Annotated in this window: 15 protein-coding genes, 1 pseudogene and 1 riboswitch; of the genes and pseudogenes, 6 read left to right on the plus strand and 10 right to left on the minus strand. The window is 33.1% G+C overall.

What is annotated here, in order from left to right; genetic code table 11:
- Position 1: 1 nt before the first annotated feature.
- On the plus strand, positions 2-580 hold the full coding sequence (locus F1592_RS07790; protein WP_149809621.1) for a histidine phosphatase family protein: 579 nt from the start codon (positions 2-4) through the stop codon (positions 578-580).
- A 98-nt stretch (positions 581-678) separates the two neighbouring features.
- Here F1592_RS07790 and F1592_RS07795 read toward each other — a convergent pair whose 3' ends face one another.
- The 5 genes from F1592_RS07795 to F1592_RS07815 form a co-directional block, all read right to left on the minus strand.
- The gene (locus F1592_RS07795; RefSeq protein WP_149809620.1) at positions 679-1,305 is read right to left on the minus strand and encodes an NDxxF motif lipoprotein; all 627 of its coding nucleotides are present in this window, start codon (positions 1,303-1,305) and stop codon (positions 679-681) included.
- Positions 1,306-1,441: 136 nt separating this feature from the next.
- Entirely contained in the window at positions 1,442-3,127 is a 1,686-nt protein-coding gene (locus F1592_RS07800; protein WP_053016878.1) for a hypothetical protein, read from the minus strand.
- A gap of 185 nt (positions 3,128-3,312) precedes the next feature.
- Entirely contained in the window at positions 3,313-4,836 is a 1,524-nt protein-coding gene (ahpF, locus tag F1592_RS07805; RefSeq protein WP_016931188.1) for an alkyl hydroperoxide reductase subunit F, read from the minus strand.
- A 14-nt stretch (positions 4,837-4,850) separates the two neighbouring features.
- Positions 4,851-5,420 (minus strand): alkyl hydroperoxide reductase subunit C, encoded by a 570-nt coding sequence (gene ahpC / locus F1592_RS07810; protein WP_037538531.1) that lies wholly within the window; start codon positions 5,418-5,420, stop codon positions 4,851-4,853.
- 420 nt (positions 5,421-5,840) lie between these two features.
- A complete protein-coding gene (locus F1592_RS07815; RefSeq protein WP_053016877.1) occupies positions 5,841-6,620 on the minus strand; it encodes a 2-keto-4-pentenoate hydratase in 780 nt (259 codons plus the stop codon).
- A gap of 157 nt (positions 6,621-6,777) precedes the next feature.
- Here F1592_RS07815 and nfsA point away from each other — a divergent pair, with 157 nt between their 5' ends.
- Positions 6,778-7,533: an oxygen-insensitive NADPH nitroreductase gene (nfsA, locus tag F1592_RS07820; protein ID WP_053016876.1), complete on the plus strand. Its 756-nt coding sequence runs from the start codon at positions 6,778-6,780 to the stop codon at positions 7,531-7,533.
- Between the two features lie 83 nt (positions 7,534-7,616).
- Here the strand turns inward: nfsA and F1592_RS07825 are convergent, their stop codons facing one another.
- The 4 genes and pseudogenes from F1592_RS07825 to F1592_RS07840 all read right to left on the minus strand — a co-directional run bounded on the left by F1592_RS07825 (position 7,617) and on the right by F1592_RS07840 (position 11,288).
- Positions 7,617-9,005, minus strand: coding sequence for an L-cystine transporter (locus F1592_RS07825; protein ID WP_149809619.1), 1,389 nt, complete (start codon positions 9,003-9,005; stop codon positions 7,617-7,619).
- A gap of 441 nt (positions 9,006-9,446) precedes the next feature.
- Positions 9,447-9,945: pseudogene (locus tag F1592_RS07830) on the minus strand (DNA-binding protein); the annotation flags it as partial.
- Positions 9,946-10,063: 118 nt separating this feature from the next.
- Positions 10,064-10,732 carry a hypothetical protein gene (locus F1592_RS07835; protein ID WP_053016874.1) on the minus strand — a complete coding sequence of 223 codons (669 nt, stop codon included), beginning with the start codon at positions 10,730-10,732 and terminating at the stop codon, positions 10,064-10,066.
- A gap of 148 nt (positions 10,733-10,880) precedes the next feature.
- Positions 10,881-11,288, minus strand: coding sequence for a general stress protein (locus tag F1592_RS07840; protein WP_037538514.1), 408 nt, complete (start codon positions 11,286-11,288; stop codon positions 10,881-10,883).
- A 217-nt stretch (positions 11,289-11,505) separates the two neighbouring features.
- A riboswitch (purine riboswitch) is annotated at positions 11,506-11,608 on the plus strand.
- 258 nt (positions 11,609-11,866) lie between these two features.
- Here F1592_RS07840 and xpt point away from each other — a divergent pair.
- The 4 genes from xpt to guaA all read left to right on the plus strand — a co-directional run bounded on the left by xpt (position 11,867) and on the right by guaA (position 16,933).
- Positions 11,867-12,448 carry a xanthine phosphoribosyltransferase gene (gene xpt, locus F1592_RS07845; RefSeq protein ID WP_011276831.1) on the plus strand — a complete coding sequence of 194 codons (582 nt, stop codon included), beginning with the start codon at positions 11,867-11,869 and terminating at the stop codon, positions 12,446-12,448.
- Positions 12,445-13,713: a xanthine permease PbuX gene (gene pbuX / locus F1592_RS07850; RefSeq protein ID WP_016931192.1), complete on the plus strand. Its 1,269-nt coding sequence runs from the start codon at positions 12,445-12,447 to the stop codon at positions 13,711-13,713. Before xpt ends, pbuX begins: the two co-directional genes overlap by 4 nt.
- Positions 13,714-13,751: 38 nt before the next feature.
- Positions 13,752-15,218 (plus strand): IMP dehydrogenase, encoded by a 1,467-nt coding sequence (guaB, locus tag F1592_RS07855; RefSeq protein ID WP_037538509.1) that lies wholly within the window; start codon positions 13,752-13,754, stop codon positions 15,216-15,218.
- 173 nt (positions 15,219-15,391) lie between these two features.
- Complete coding sequence (gene guaA / locus F1592_RS07860) at positions 15,392-16,933, plus strand: glutamine-hydrolyzing GMP synthase (RefSeq protein WP_053016873.1); 1,542 nt, start codon at positions 15,392-15,394, stop codon at positions 16,931-16,933.
- 165 nt (positions 16,934-17,098) lie between these two features.
- On the opposite strand, the gene F1592_RS07865 is transcribed toward guaA, so the two are convergent.
- Positions 17,099-18,313 (minus strand): tyrosine-type recombinase/integrase, encoded by a 1,215-nt coding sequence (locus F1592_RS07865; RefSeq protein WP_059748453.1) that lies wholly within the window; start codon positions 18,311-18,313, stop codon positions 17,099-17,101.
- Positions 18,314-18,335: the final 22 nt, after the last annotated feature.

Below are 18,335 nucleotides of genomic sequence, written 5' to 3' on the forward strand. Positions count from 1 at the left end.
TATGAAATTATATTTAGTGAGACATGGAGAATCACAATCAAATTATGATAATAAACATAATCGAGCTTATTTCTGTGGCCAATTAGATGTGCCATTAACCAAGAAAGGTATTGAAGGCGCAAAAAATTTGGAAAGCTACTTTAAAGACAAACATATTGATCATGTTTATATATCTGATTTAACTCGAACACAGGAAAACTATCGTTATATCTTTCCTTATGACATACCTTCTACTATCACTTCATTGCTTCGAGAAAGCTCTTTAGGAGTATTTGAAGGAGAGTATAAAGATAAGTTAATGCAAGATGCACAATATCATCGTTACTTTAACGATCCTGAATATAAAGATTTTCGTCATAGTTTCACTCAAAAAGCGCCTGAAGGTGAAAGCTATAGAGATGTATATAATAGAGTTCATCAATTCTTTGAACAAATGAATATGAGTGACGATAAAACAATTGTAATCGTAGCACATCAAGTAGTTATTCGTTGTATATTTGCATATTTCAATGTAATTGGTGAAGAAGAAGCATTAGATTACAATGTCGAAAATTGTAAACCATACTTTTTAGAAGTATAAAATGTATAATAACAATTAATTAACACGCAAAAATCCAAACCGCCTATTTTACGGTTTGGATTTTTAAGTGCCTAGAAAAGTATGTCAGTCACAACGTTTTATTTATCTAAAACGTCAGATTTAATATTTTTATCGTTTAGGAATTTTTGAATTTTATCTTGTTGTTTACCATTTACATCACCTGCATAATGTGTAGGCACATCGACAACGTTTATTGTATTTTGTGGTTCATAATTAAGTTGCTCAATGCTCTTATCTACATCTGCAATTGTGCTATTTAAGGCGTGGAAATAATTAATAATACGCTCAGTGTTTTCCTTATACCCAGAAGGTAAGGTATTGTTTTTAACGAACTTTTTGAAATGTAAATCATTTTTAACAGCTAAGTTTGATAATTTGCTGAGCTTTTTAGCTTGTTTATCAGTGACTCTTGTTTGTCCTGTACTTTGTCGGTCAATTTGGCTTTGCATTACATATTTATTATCTAAAATATCACTATTTACATCTAAATATTTTTTTATGGCTTTATTCATTTCATCTTCAGTTAGTTTTTGGTTCTCTTTATTTGAAGTGAAAATATCACTTTCTGTTAAATTTTTAGCGTGTTTTGGTGCATTAACGCCATTACTATGATGGTCTGTTGAATCATTATCCTCTTTAGGTGCACAAGCACTTAATGTTAGTAATAATGATAAAAAGAGACCTATTATTAAACTTTTCTTCATAGGTTTCTAAAATCTCCTTTATTAGTAACGCAACTATAATTTTACATAGTAATAGATTATCATTTATTGAAAAATAATTGAATGTTAAGTGCTTAAAATCACAATTATCTATGAACAATTTGTGGCATTTATCCATCTATATATTTTGTATTTCTTCTATAGTATTTCCTTTTGCAAACCAAAGTCTTAAATGAGTCCAAACCTGTTCTACTTGCTCGGTTAGTTTATCCTCGGGAATAGGGTATAGCATATCTCCTGCAATCATGACTTCAATAGCCATAATCGCTTCATCTAAGTCTGAAGATGAACGTAATTCGTGGAATAACAAAGTCATATCCGTGTGTATCTCTTCTTTATCATCAGTAGTGAAGTAGTGTTTTATGAACGTTTTAAATTCTTTAATCACTCTGTCCGCTTTATAATATTCATGGACATCGAAAGAAAGTAACTCTTTTAATGTCTTTGGTTCATAATAATCAAGATCTAATGATTCAACATAAGTTGGGTCAATATAATTTGCCATTACTGGATGGACTAAATACTCTTGCTTAATAACTGTGAAGTGATGCATATTTAAAGATTGAATATGGAATTTAATTTCATTGATTGATTTTGACGTGTTTAATAATCGTTTTAATAATTTTGAAACGAATTGCAGTGACACGACACCATATAAATTTGTTGCAGCAGTATAAAATCTAAATAAAGTAATGTCTTTATCACTTTTATTTTGATACTTCATTTCACTAATTTTATATTCAACATTTACTTCTTTTAACAAATTATTAACACTATTCGTAAATGTAGAATCCAGAAATTCATCGCTTAATAATTCTTCTAAGTCACTTTCATCGATGTCCTCAACGCCAATATCTATAAGTTTGTTAATCTGATCACTATTGAAATCGAATAAAAGATTCGATTCTTCATCAATATAGTCATCTTCATCTAAGAAGGGGACGTCGTTATTAATAGTCAGTAAATCGGACAAAAGATTATCTAACCCACCAATATCATTCACATATTGTGAAAAATGATTCATAACATCCTGTGGTATGATAATAACTTCACTACGTATATCAAATCTTAAAATAAATAGATGTCTTTCTAAGACCTGGAAATCCATACCTAAGTATGCATTTAATGCATTGAAGTCATAATTCGTATTAACATTTTGACCAGTTTTGTATGTATCTACAAAAATATCTAGGATTCTATGGGGCATTTGTGCGAGTTCCTGTTTTAAAATTGAAAAATCTCGGAAGAAAGCGTCATTTATTAAATCAATAATTGAGGCTTTTATCTTATTAGAGAAGCCTTTAATTTTATAAGAGCGACAAATATCTTTTAGACTTTCTATATTATATTCATCTATTTCCTCTTTAAGAGAAACGTTTTTATACTTTTCAATTGCTGTATATTGCCCATGAAGTTTCATAACATAATCTTCTTCTCTAACGGTTTTAGGTGGAAAATCAGTGTACTTTTTGTTTAAAACCACTTCGTTCAACATAGTCAGTATGAGATTATTTACGACGAACGTATCTTCTTTTACAAATGTAACAATGCCATATTTATAACAAATAGGTAACTTTTTTAATTTTCTCTTATTAATTAGAATGAGTGATTCACCATTTTTTAAAAAAGTACTAATATAATTTTTTTCAGTTTGGCTCATCTCATTGTAAAGTCGCGTTAATGTTTTAGGTTGTGAAGCGAGTTCAAACAACATATCGGCTTTGCTGTAATAAGATGGTGAATTTACAAGTTGCTTCAAGTTACTCGTTTGTTCCTCTGAAATTAGGGATAGCGACTCATGCATAAAGAAGACCTCCAATGTGATTTATCTGTATAAGCGTAGATTAACATAGATAATATGAAAGTCACACAAAAAACAGAGACCCTTACATGGGTCTCTGCTATATATGAAGATATTTGATAGGTTAAGTGGTTTGTAGGGATAAGAAGCAAGGTCATAAAGACCTTACAACTATCCTTAAATAGTAATTAATTTCTAATGATATAATCAAATGCATTTAATGCCGCATTGGCACCTGCACCCATAGAAATAATAATTTGTTTATTTTTCTGATCGGTAACGTCACCAGCAGCAAATATACCTGGAACGTTTGTGTTGTTATTACGGTCAATAACAACTTCGCCACGGTTATTTAGTTCTACTGCATCACCAATCCAACTTGTGTTTGGAACTAGTCCGATTTGAACGAAGATACCATCTAAACTTAATTCTTTCATTTCGCCAGAATTTAAATCTTCATAACTGATACCAGTTACATGATCTTCACCTAATACTTCAGCAGTTCGTGCATTAGTGTGAATATCTACGTTTGATAGTGAACGTAAACGATCTTGTAATACAGTGTCTGCTTTAAGTTCTGATGAATATTCAAATAAAGTAACATGTTTAACAATTCCTGCTAAGTCGATAGCAGCTTCAACACCAGAGTTTCCTCCGCCGATAACTGCAACGTCTTTGTTTTCAAATAAAGGACCATCACAGTGAGGACAGAAAGCAACACCTTTATTGATTAAGCGATCTTCACCAGGAATGTTAAGTTTACGCCAGCTTGCACCTGTTGAAATAATAGCGGTTTTAGTTTCTAAAACTGCATTATTTTCAAGTGTTACACGAATAGCTTGGTCTGTCTTCTCGATATTAGTAGCACGGATGCCTGTCATTGTATCAATATCATATTCTTCAATATGAGCAGCTAAATTAGCTGAGAATTGAGAACCTGTTGTTTCTTTTACAGTGATAAAGTTTTCGATGCCAGCAGTATCATTAACTTGACCACCAATACGGTCAGCTATAATACCTGTACGTAGTCCTTTACGAGCCGTATAAATTGCGGCACTACCACTAGCTGGACCACCACCGATGATTAAAACATCGTATGGATCTTTACCTTCAAATTCAGAAGCATCTTGCGTACTGCCTAATTTAGTTAAGATATCTGAAATAGTCATACGTCCATTGCCAAATTCTTCACCATCTAAGAATACAGCTGGGACAGCCATGATATCTTCTGATTCTTCACGGAATACAGAACCATCAATCATTGTATGAGTGATGTTAGGGTTAACAACACTCATTAGATTTAATGCTTGAACAACGTCAGGGCATTTTTGACATGTCAAACTAACGTAGGTTTCAAAGTTGTATTTACCTTCTAAACCTTTAATTTGATCAATAATTGATTGTTTCTCTTTAGGTGCACGACCACTTACTTGTAAAATTGCTAATACAAGTGAATTAAATTCATGACCTAATGGAATTCCGGCAAACGTTACGCCAGCTTCTTCATCAGGTTTGCTGACTGAGAAGCTTGGTGTACGTTTTAATTCTTTTTCTACGATTGTTATATGTTCAGACATTTCAGCGATTTCATCTAAAAGTTCTTTAAGTTCTTTAGATTTGTCGTCAGAACCGATACTAGCTCTGAATTCTACATCGCCTTCCATTAGTCCTAAAAGTTGTTGTAATTGTTGTTTTAAATCAGCATTAAGCATTCTTTAATGCCTCCTTAAATTTTACCTACTAAGTCTAATCCTGGTTGTAATGATTCAGAACCTTCTTCCCATTTAGCTGGGCATACTTCACCTGGATGTTGACGTACATATTGAGCGGCTTTGATTTTATTTACTAATGTGCTTGCGTCACGACCAATACCATCTGCATTAATTTCAGCTGCTTGAACAACGCCGTCTGGATCAATGATGAAAGTACCACGTTGAGCTAAACCAGCTTCTTCATCTAATACATCAAAATTACGAGTGATTGTTTGAGAAGGGTCACCGATCATTTGATATTGGATTTTACTGATTGCATCTGAATGATCATGCCAAGCTTTGTGTACGAAATGAGTATCAGTTGATACTGAGAATACATTTACACCTAAGTCTTGTAATTTATCATATTGGTTTTGTAAATCTTCTAATTCAGTTGGGCATACGAATGAGAAGTCAGCTGGGTAGAAACATACTACGCTCCAAGAACCTTTTAAATCATCTTGGCTTACTTCTTTGAATTCGTCTTTTTTAGGATCATAAGCTTGCGCTGTGAATGGTAGAATTTCTTTATTGATTAATGACATAACTTAAATTCCTCCTGATTATCATGGATATTAATTAGAACTACATAATAATTATTGCTTGTTTATAATAATTCTAATTTCTTAAATATTATTATTACATGCTATTTCTTATTCGTCAACTTAATGCACTTATAACCATTGAAATGTTGATTTAACATTGTTCAAATAGGTTTTTTGAATCATATGTTGAGAAAGTAAATATGTGTTAAAGTTTTAGTGTTTATTTTGGAAATGTTATTTTAAAAGCGCTTCTGAATATCAATTAACCTTTTCCATTCTCAACTAAACATATGTTTTTGATATTAAATAATATGAATAATTAAAAAAACGGAATAGAAATCAACATTAATTATGAAGATTTCATATCCCGTTCAACAATGGCTAATGTATGGGTTAGTTCTTTATAGCTTAAATAGTCAGTTAATCAATCACTTTAACTGTGACAGATCCTACTCTATCATATTCAGCAGTATAAGTACCTTCTTCTAAATTTAAAGGAGAAATGAAGGTTCCAGAAGAAATAAATTGTCCTCTTTTTAATGATTTACCATGAGAATGTAATTTTTTGTTTAACCATTTTACTGATTCAATTGGATTGCCAAGCACTTCACTAGAGTGACCCGTTTCAATTTGGTTATCATCCTTGAATAACTTTAAATTAATATCAGCAAATGCCTCGTAATCAAGAGGTGTGATACGTTCACCAACCACAATAAGTCCAGTAGCTGTATTATCAGAAATTAAATCACCTAAAGTGAAATTTGGGAACCAATCTTTATAACGTGCATCGGGAATTTCGATGCCTGGTGCGACTTTTACGCTTTCTAATATCGTTTGTGTATCAGCATCTTCAGGTAAATCCGCAGTTAATTCGAAAATAATTTCAGGCTCCAATAGTGGTGCAAATAACGTTGTAAGAGACACACCATGACCGTTTTCTACGACTTGATGAGATAAAATAGTACCGTATGCTGGTTCATTAGTGTTAGCAATTGCTTGAGTTGCAGCACTCGTCATACTAACTTTATAACCTTTAATAGGTACATTCTTCTCGGCTTGAATTTGATGGATAAGATCATCTTGTGTTTTGTAAGCTTCTGGTTCAGTTAGATTATATGTTTTGCTTACAAATTCGATAGGTTCTTTTGAAATGTATGCTTGAAATAAGGCGTTTGATACTTCTTTGTTTGCTTGACTCATGATATCTCTCCTTAAATATCTGAAAATTGTTACTATTATGATAACTATAAAATTATTATCATGCAAATGTTTTACGGAAGATAGTTAAACCTTTATAAAAGCAAAATGAAATATAAATTGTTACGATGTAATAAATAAACTTGAAGGAGTAGATACCATGTCAGACTATGTTTACGATTTGATGAAAAAACACCACTCAGTGAGACAATTTAAAGATAAATCACTAAGTGATGAAACAGTTCAAAAGTTAGTAGAAGCAGGGCAAAGCGCATCCACGTCAAGTTACTTACAAACATACTCAATTATAGGTGTAGATGATCCTGAAATTAAAAAACAATTGAAAGAAGTATCAGGACAGCCATATGTTGTCGATAATGGCTATTTATTTGTATTTGTTTTAGATTATTATCGTCATAATTTAATAAATGAAAATGTAGACTTTGATATGCAAACGTCTTTTGAATCGGCAGAAGGATTATTGGTAGGGGCTATTGATGTGGCATTAGTTTCTGAAAATGTTGCTTTAGCTGCTGAGGATATGGGCTATGGTATTGTTTACTTAGGTTCACTACGAAATGATGTTGCGCGTGTCAAAGAAATTTTAGATTTACCTGAATATGCTTTTCCATTATTTGGAATGGCTGTTGGCGAGCCAGCAGATGATGAAAATGGTGCACCTAAGCCACGTTTACCGTTTGAGCATGTATTCCATAAAAACGTTTATAATAGCAATGCTAAAGAACAAAGAGAAGCTATTCAGAAATATGATGAGAAAATCAGTGAGTATTATAAAGAACGTACGAATGGAAAACGTCAAGAAACATGGTCACAACAAGTTGCTGGGTTCTTAAGTGGTAAAACACGTTTAGATATGTTGGAAGAGCTAAATAAATCTGGATTAATGAAAAAATAAGCTATTAATAAATAAAGCGTAGCTAATGGTTACAATTGTTCGAAATAAACATTGTAATGTTTTAGCTACGCTTTTTTTTAATATTAATTTGTTGATAAATCTCCATATTCATTTGAATTGAATTTATCTTCATCCATATTACCTGTAAGTTTTGCAGTTCCAGTACCTGCTAATATTGAATCATTAACATTAAGGGCAGTACGTCCCATATCAATAATTGGTTCTATTGAAATAAGTACCCCTGCAAGTGCAACTGGTAGATTTAAAGTTGATAATACTAGGATAGATGCGAAAGTTGCACCACCGCCGACACCAGCTACACCAAATGAACTGATTATAACAACGCCAATTAATGTAAGAATAAATGGTAAATCAATATCTACATTTGCAACTGGTGCTACCATAATGGCTAACATAGCAGGATAAATACCCGCACAACCATTTTGACCTATTGATAAGCCGAATGATGCTGAGAAATTAGCGATACCATCTGGTACACCTAATCGTTGTGTTTGAGTTTGAATGTTTAAAGGTAATGCACCAGCGCTTGAGCGAGAAGTAAATGCAAATATAAGCACTTCTAAAGTTTTCTTAACGTAACGCACTGGATTGATTCCCATTACTGCTAATAATATTAAATGGATAATGTACATTGTGATTAATGCTGCATAAGATGCAATCATAAATTTACCTAATGTCCATATCGCTTGAAAATCACTCGTAGCGATTGTAGATGCCATAATCGCGATGATACCATATGGTGTTAGTCTTAAAACGAATGTAACGATAGACATTACTAATGCGTATATAGCATCGATACTGCGTTTTAACAAACTACCACTTTCTGGTTGTTTGCGAGCAACACGTAAATATGCAAATCCTACAAAGATTGCAAAGATAACCACTGCAATTGTAGAAGTTGTTCTCTGACCAGTGAAATCTAAGAATGGATTGCTAGGTAATAATTCAAGAATTTGCTGTGGTAACGTATTAGCAGTCAGATCTTTAGCTTGGCTACTAATTTCGCTTCCTCTTGAGTTTTCTGCACTACCTAAATCAATGCTTGAGGCATCAAGTCCAAATACAATGGCATAAAAAATCCCTACTATAGCAGCAATAGCTACAGTACCAATTAAAAACATAAAAATATAAGTACCAATTTTAGCGAATTTATCACCAATTTGTATTTTACTGAATGCTGACACAATTGAAATGAATATAAGTGGCATTACAATCATTTGTAACAAAGCCACATAGCCGTCTCCCACAATACTAAACCAGTCAGTAGTTGTTTCAAGTACTTTGGAGTTCACTCCATAAATAAGATGTAACGCTATACCAAACACAATTCCCAACCCTAATGCGGTAAATACTCTTTTAGGGAATGAGACGTGCTTTTTAGCCATTATGAATAACCCAATTAAAAACAATATCATAACGACAATATTAATAACTGTAAAAAAAGTCCCCATAATTAGTCTCCTTTGAATATTCTAATTCCGACATACTTAATAAGGATAATACTATTTATTTTATATTTCAATAGCTTGAAATAAAAAGCGTAAATTATAAGTTTTTGAAAACACACAATAGTTAATTGAATTAAAATAATTTAAAGATTTAAATTATTAATCATATTAATATAGAAACGAAAAAAGGTGAGACAATGAATTCAAAATGAATTCATTGTCTCACCTTTAAATAAAGAGTTAGTATTGCGACAAATAGGCCCTGTTACCAATCATTAAATAATTGAAATTTTTATAAATTAAATAATCTCGCAAAGAAACCTTTCTTCTCATCATTAGGTCTATTAAGAGAAGATTGCGTTTTAATATCTTCTTTTAATGTATCGATAGATTGTTGATTATTATCATTAATTTCTTTAACTAAATTATTTTTAGTGTATTCAGATTGCTCTTTTTGAGCTGTTTGGATGGCTTCTTGTGAATTTTGAATAGCTAATAATGATTGATTGTGAGTATCTAATTTTTCAGTGATTTGATTTTGAAGTTCTTTTAATTCCGTTTGTTGTTGGTGAACTTGGCTAATCATTTGACCGAGCATTTGACGTTCTTCACGCATTTTTTGAATTTCTGTGCGTAATTCTTCTACCAATTGTGTAGCACCTTGATCAGCAGGTAGTTGCTCATTATCTTCTTTGACAATCACTTGTAAGAAGTCTTTTTCTTTTTCAAGCTCTTCAAAAGCTAAATCATAGCTATTCGTTTGTTTTACTTTTTCAGCGATATCTTGGAAAAGTTCGATATCTTCTTCTTTAAAGTCAGTAGCTTCACGGCCACGATATTCTGTCTTACTAAGTTGATAGCCACGTTCTTCTAAGTGTTGGACTATCTTACGGACTTGTTTTTCACTTAGTTCGACACGCTGAGCGAATTCTTTGGTTAACATAGCTGAAAGTCCTTTCGTTCTTTGATTTATGTACACTGACGTTTGTCTTCTGTCAGTGAAACGTCAGTCTAACCTCAAATATTAGTTTAACCCTTTATATCGCTCATTTCAAGTGTTCCTAATGGGGTAGGCGTAAATTCATTTTGACTAATAAAGGATAAATAATATCTCGAGAAATGCCGTTAGCAAACACATATTTTAAAATGTAATTTGATTTAACACTTGCTGGGTAGATATCTTTTGTTAATTCTATATTTGATTTAATGAATAAGTCTACTTTAAAAGGCGAGTCAACTTTTGAATAGTTAGGATGTATATAATCAATTTCACTTTGTCGTTCAAAGCCGTTTGATAATAATAATTGTTGGCGTTGAGTTAAAGCTTGTTGATTGATGTCTTTTAATGGATGATCCGTCTTAGGAACTTCCACCATTACAAAATTAATATCACGAGAATGAACTTTATTAGAAAGTTGATTTAATTGATGTTCTATTTCTTGAAGTGTATTAATTAGGACATCTTCATAATCGGGTGTACCATTGGCGATTAAATGTATTAAAAATGCCGAATTTGTTGTTGCTTCATAATGTGCCGTTGCTAAACTAATAATCTCATCATCTTGTATGCCCACAAGAAATGCGTAATCATTTTCGGTCTTATTATTTTTCAAGGATCTTTCAATAATATAGCTATCTTCATAGAAATTCACATCTAATTGTTGATTATAAAAAGTGATTGCCTTGTCATAATATTCATCTTTTATTGATTGAATTACGTGAAAATTCATTATGTCACCCCCACGATTGTTTGTTTAAGTATAGCATATTTAAACATTTTGACGTCATTGTTAAAAAGATATTGAGATTGAAAAAAACCGTAAAATGAACTTAAAACTACGTTCATTTCACGGTCTCAAAGTTTAAAATGAATATTGATTATGATTTAGGACCTTTAGATTCATTTGCATAATGTGTAATATCAATTTCTTCATAAGCTGAGTTGTTTTCCTCAACTTCGTCGTGTGAAGAGTTATCTTTATTGGCAATTACTAAAAATTTACCATCTAAAATATCTTTTTTGTATTTTTCTGTTTGCTCTTCAGATAATTCATAACGAGCTAAAACGGCTTCTTCGCCATCCTCACCAGTTAATAATTTAGACATACGGTCACTAAAAGAACCACTTGTAGCAATTAAAGTAACTTGAGAATCATGTAAATCATCTAAATGTAATTTACTTTTACTTACAACGACCAATTCATTTTCTGAGTATCCTTCAGCTTTTTTCTTATCAATAACGTTATAAATCTCATCTTGCTTGTCTAATACGGTAAAATCTGCCATATTAATCGCCCTCCATCTTTTCGTCCTACTTTTAATAAAAATATACCCTTAAGAATATTTATAAAACTCAACTATAGTTATTATATAATTAATTAATAATGGTTTACAAATAGTGATGAACAATATTTAGTTAAACGCTTACACTTGAAAATATTATTATGAAAGGGCTTGTAACAATTTCTATCATATTGAAAATAAAGCAAAAGTTTGCTATTATCGTTAAATAATTTATATCACTCATATAATCTAAAGAATATGGCTTTAGAAGTTTCTACCATGTTGCCACAAACGACATGACTATGAGTTCAGACTCAATACATAAAAGAGCAAGTTTTATTTAAATAGCTATCTAGAATACTATATAAAAGTTGTTTAGCTTTGGAGGTTGTATATTTACCCACTTCATCCTATGAGGTAAAACAAATTTAAAATTATAAAGTGTTTGAAGAAGAATACATTTAAATATACGGCTTCTTGAAATTTCAAAAATACTATGTATTGCCTGTACGCTCATGGATCCTGAAACTTTTTCGCAAAGTTTGAGGCTTTTTTTGTATACAAATTTAGGAGGTTTTGACGTGGAATCGCTTAGACAGAAAGTCAAAGAAGATGGCGTAGTAATTGATGAAAAAATATTGAAAGTGGATGGTTTTTTAAATCATCAAATCGATGCAAAATTGATGCATGAAGTAGGCAAAACATTTTATGAGCAATTTAAAGATAAAGGTGTCACAAAGATCTTGACAATCGAGGCTTCAGGCATTGCTCCAGCTATTATGGCATCTTTACATTTTGATGTTCCTTGTTTATTTGCTAAAAAGGCGAAACCAAGTACGTTGAAAGATGGCTTTTATAGTACCGATATTCATTCTTTTACAAAGAATAAAACAAGTACGGTTATTGTTTCGGAAGAATTTCTAAATGAGAATGATACGGTTTTAATTATTGATGATTTCTTAGCCAATGGTGATGCTTCACTTGGGTTATATGATATTGCGCAACAAGCTAAAGCTAAAACGGTTGGTATTGGTATTGTTGTTGAAAAGAGTTTCCAAGATGGTAGACAAAGATTAGAAGAGGCAGGTTTAAACGTTTCTTCATTATGTAAAGTGGCTTCATTAAAAGGAAACCAAGTGACACTACTAGGTGAAAATGAATGAAGACGTTCATTTTAAGTTTACAACACTTATTAGCAATGTATGCCGGAGCGATATTAGTACCAATTATTGTTGGTACCAGTCTTAAATTTACGCCGGAACAAATTGCGTATTTAGTCACAGTGGATGTTTTTATGTGTGGTGTAGCAACATTTTTACAAGCTAACAAAGTGACAGGTACAGGATTACCCATTGTACTAGGATGTACATTTACTGCGGTAGCACCTATGATTTTAATCGGTCAAACGAAGGGCTTGGATGTGCTATATGGTTCATTATTTGTATCAGGTATTTTAGTTGTTATTATTGCACCATTCTTCTCTTATTTAGTTAAATTCTTTCCACCTGTCGTAACTGGAAGTGTGGTTACAATTATAGGAATTAATTTAATGCCAGTAGCAATGAATTATTTAGCTGGTGGAGAAGGTGCTAAAGACTATGGAAATCCTAAAAATTTAATTTTAGGAGGCGCTACTTTAGTCATTATTCTTATTTTGCAAAGATTTACGAAGGGGTTCTTAAAATCCATTGCGATTTTAATCGGACTAGTTGCAGGTACAATATTGGCAAATGTGCTTGGCTTAGTAGATGTTAAGCAAGTGGGAGAAGCCCATTGGTTAGGAATACCTCAACCATTTCGTTTTTCTGGTTTTGGTTTTGATTTAGGTGCGATACTTGTATTTACGATTGTAGCCATCGTAAGTTTAATAGAATCGACAGGTGTATATCATGCACTAAGTGAAATTACTGGTAAAAAGTTGGAAAGAAAAGATTTTCGTAAAGGTTACACTGCGGAAGGTCTTGCTATTGTATTAGGATCAATTTTTAACTCATTTCCTTATACGGCATACTCTCAAAATGTTGGATTAGTATCTTTATCAGGTGCTAAGAAAAACAATGTCATTTACGGCATGGTTATTTTACTTTTAATATGTGGTTGTATTCCTAAATTAGGTGCATTAGCTAATATCATCCCATTACCTGTATTAGGCGGTGCAATGATTGCAATGTTTGGTATGGTTATGGCTTATGGTGTTAGCATTTTAGGACATATTGATTTTAAAAATCAAAATAATTTACTAATTATTGCAGTATCCGTAGGTTTAGGTACAGGCATTAGTGCAGTACCTCAAGCATTTAAAGCGTTAGGTGAGCAATTTGCTTGGCTAACTCAAAATGGCATTGTACTTGGTGCTATTTCAGCAATTATTCTTAATTTCTTTTTTAATGGTCTAAAGTATAAACAAAGCGAAGAAAATGTGAAATAATAGAAATAACTATATAAAAAATGGAGGCTGTATTATCAATGTGGGAAAATAAGTTTGCTAAAGAATCTTTAACGTTTGACGATGTTTTATTAATTCCAGCTGCATCAGATGTGTTACCTAGTGATGCGGATCTTAGTGTTGAATTATCTGAACGAATTAAATTAAATATTCCAGTTATATCAGCTGGTATGGATACAGTAACCGAGTCTAAAATGGCAATCGCAATGGCACGTCAAGGTGGTCTAGGTGTCATTCATAAGAATATGGGCATCGAAGAGCAAGCTGAAGAAGTTCAAAAAGTTAAACGCTCAGAAAACGGTGTAATTACAAATCCATTCTACTTAACCCCAGACGAAAGTGTGTATGAAGCAGAAGCTTTAATGGGTAAATATCGTATTTCAGGTGTACCAATTGTTAGTGATAAAGAGTCAAGAGAGCTAGTAGGTATTCTAACTAATCGTGATTTACGTTTTATTGAAGACTTTTCAATCAAAATTTCTGACGTTATGACTAAAGAAAATTTAATTACAGCTCCTGTAGGCACTACATTAGATGAAGCCGAAACAATTCTTCAAGAACACAAAATTGAAAAACTACCTTTAGTTGAAAATGGTCGTTTAGAAGGTTTAATTACAATTAAAGATATTGAAAAAGTGCTGGAATTCCCTCATGCAGCGAAAGATGCGCATGGACGTTTACTAGCTGCTGCAGCTATCGGTACATCTAAAGATACAGAAATTCGTGCTCAAAAATTAGTCGAAGCTGGCGTAGATGCATTAATTATCGATACAGCACATGGTCACTCTAGTGGCGTTATTCAAGAAGTTAAAAAAATGAAAGAAAAATATCCAGAGATTACAATCGTAGCTGGTAACGTAGCCACTGCTGAAGCTACACGTGCTTTGTTTGAAGCTGGTGCAGACGTCGTTAAAGTTGGTATTGGACCAGGATCAATTTGTACAACACGTGTCGTAGCTGGTGTAGGTGTGCCTCAAATTACTGCGATTTATGATTGTGCTACTGAAGCTCGTAAATTTGGTAAAGCAATCATAGCGGATGGTGGTATTAAATTCTCTGGTGACATTATTAAAGCATTAGCTGCTGGTGGACATGCAGTAATGTTAGGAAGCTTATTAGCTGGTACTGAAGAAAGCCCAGGCGCAACTGAAGTATTCCAAGGCAGACAATATAAAGTTTACCGTGGTATGGGTTCTTTAGGCGCTATGGAAAAAGGGTCAAACGACCGTTACTTCCAAGAAGACAAAACGCCTAGAAAATTTGTCCCTGAAGGTATTGAAGGACGTACTGCATATAAAGGTCCTTTACAAGATACAATTTATCAACTTATGGGTGGCGTAAGAGCTGGTATGGGTTATACAGGTTCACCTGATTTAAAAACACTACGTGAGGAAGCACAATTCACACGTATGGGCCCTGCTGGTTTAGCAGAAAGCCATCCACATAACGTACAAATTACAAAAGAATCACCAAACTATTCATTTTAATTTAAATCAAGTGTGATGAAGTCAATTTGTTAGAAAGAATGGGGAGCACTTTTCATTTTAAATGTGATTGTCATAGAGGTTGTTCACTTTTAAGAAGAATCTAAAAGCAATGCATTGTGGGAAGTGTCTCTCTATTATTTACATAAAATTCAATTAAAAGGAGATTCACAATTATGGAAATGGCTCAAGAGCAAGAGTTGATTCTTGTCTTAGACTTTGGTAGTCAGTACAATCAATTGATTACGCGTCGTATTCGTGAAATGGGCGTATACAGTGAATTACATGATCATGAAATTTCGGTTGATGAAATTAAACGTATGAATCCTAAAGGTATTATTCTTTCAGGTGGTCCGAATTCAGTATATGAGGAAGGTTCATTCACTATCGACCCTGAAATTTATAATTTAGGCATTCCTGTACTAGGTATTTGTTATGGTATGCAGTTGACGACTAAACTTTTAGGCGGAAAAGTTGAGCGCGCTAATGAACGTGAGTATGGTAAAGCAATTATTAATGCAAAATCAGATGAGTTATTCTTTGGGTTACCAGCTGAACAAACTGTATGGATGAGTCATTCTGATAAAGTAATTGAAATTCCAGACGGATTTGAAGTGATTGCAGATAGTCCAAGTACAAATTATGCGGCAATTGAAGATAAGAAGCGTCGTATTTACGGTGTCCAATTCCATCCAGAAGTACGTCATACAGAATATGGTAATGATTTATTAAGAAACTTCGTACGCCGTGTGTGTGAATGCACAGGCGAATGGACAATGGAAAACTTTATCGATATCGAAGTTGAAAAAATCCGTAAACGCGTTGGAGATCGCAAAGTATTATGTGCGATGAGTGGGGGCGTAGACTCATCAGTTGTAGCTGTCTTATTACATAAAGCGATTGGCGATCAACTGACATGTATCTTTGTTGACCATGGTTTGCTTCGTAAAGGCGAAGGTGACATGGTTATGGAACAATTTGGTGAAGGTTTCGATATGAATATTATTCGTGTGAACGCACAGGAACGTTTCATGGATAAATTAAAAGGTGTATCTGATCCAGAACAAAAACGTAAAATTATTGGTAATGAATTTGTATATGTGTTTGATGATGAAGCGGCAAAATTAACTGACGTTGATTTCTTAGCACAAGGTACGCTTTACACTGACGTCATCGAATCAGGTACTAAAACAGCACAAACTATCAAATCTCACCATAACGTAGGTGGATTACCTGAAGATATGGAATTTGAACTTATTGAGCCGATTAACACGTTATTTAAAGATGAAGTGCGTGCATTAGGTATAGAATTAGGCATTCCTGAACATTTAGTGTGGAGACAGCCTTTCCCAGGTCCAGGTTTAGGTATCCGTGTATTAGGTGAAATTACTGAAGATAAATTAGAAATCGTACGAGAATCAGATGCGATTTTACGTGAAGTTGTGCGTGAGGAAGGTCTTGAGAGAGACATTTGGCAATATTTCACAGTACTTCCTGGCATTCAATCTGTAGGTGTTATGGGAGACTATCGTACGTATGATCATACTGTAGGTATTCGTGCAGTTACATCTATTGACGGTATGACAAGTGACTTCGCCCGCATTGATTGGGAAGTCCTACAAAAAATCTCAATTCGTATCGTAAATGAAGTAGATCACGTTAACCGCGTAGTCTATGACATCACTTCTAAGCCACCAAGCACTATAGAGTGGGAATAGAATATATGAATTATAAAACCCTTTAACCACAATGGTTAGAGGGTTGTTTTTGTAATTCGTAAATTCGAAAAAGGGCATATAAAGGGCATAATGTGGAAGTTTTTGAATTTATGTATAAAAGAAGAGATAATCATCAGTGGTTTTAGGATTTTTTATACATAGTTTTTAACTCCTTATCTTCTCCAATTTATTCATCATATCTTTATCCATTTGCTCAGTAACATGACTATATATCTGTAATGTGGTTTTATGGTCTGTATGACCTACACGTTCCATAATCGCACGCAGTGAAACACCTAATTGCGATAGTAATGAGATATGGCTATGACGCATGGTGTGACTTGTCACATGCTTTTCTATTCCTATATTTTGAGCAGCTATTTGTATGTTCCTATTAATTGATGTAAGAGGTAAAGGGTTGCCTCTATGACTTGTGAATATAAAGCCCCTATCCACATACATAATTTCCCATTGAACAGCTTTCTTATTTTCTAACATAACCCTACGTAAAATGTCACAACTTCTAGTAGTTAAAGATATAGTACGATAAGATGACGCTGTTTTTGTGGTATCTTTGAAACCTACTTTGTTACCATCTTTGCGCCAGTGTATAGTGCCGTCAATAACAAGCTTCTTATTTTCAAAATCAATATTATCAGGTTGAATTGCTAGGAGTTCGCCAATACGCATACCATTTAATACTTGAAATTCAACTATGTAAGCAGTAAACAAGTATGACCTTTTCATATAGCTAGCACGCTTTTTATTCGCTATACGATTTAATTCTTCAACGATAGCCAGAACTTCAGCCATTTCTAAATAATTTTCACGTTTAGCTTTAACTTCTTCTCTTGTAGTCGCTTTTTTAGGCATTACAACATCGTCTATGTATGATATATCAGTGATGTGATATTTCTTTTGAGCGTAACGGAGTATATTTTTGATGATACTTAAATCATCTTTAACTAATTTATGACTTAGTCCATCTTTTAACGAGGAGTTAATTAAATCTTGTATAACATCAGCATTCATATTTTCAACAAGAATATCTTTGTCTATGTTTCTTTTGATGTGAGCCACTTTATAGCTTTTAGTGGTAATGGTGGACTGTTTAGATCCAGATGTTAGCTTATAACGCTCAAACCACTCATCACATGCAGCATGAAAAGTTAACGTTTTTAGGTTAGTAGGTGTCTTATCATTTAACTTAGCCTTTATACGCTCATTTAAGCGTTTCTGAGCCTCTTTCTGTGATTGCTTACCATTCTTATTAAGCACAACGCTAGTACGTCGCCATTTATTTGTGAGTGGGTCTTTATACTTCTCATAATAGCGATATTTAGTTTCACCATGTTTATTAGTAAATTTCTCATGCCACATATGATCACCTCCAAAAATTTTA

This window comes from Staphylococcus sp. GDX7P312P (assembly GCF_008385775.1).
Taxonomy (GTDB): domain Bacteria; phylum Bacillota; class Bacilli; order Staphylococcales; family Staphylococcaceae; genus Staphylococcus; species Staphylococcus haemolyticus.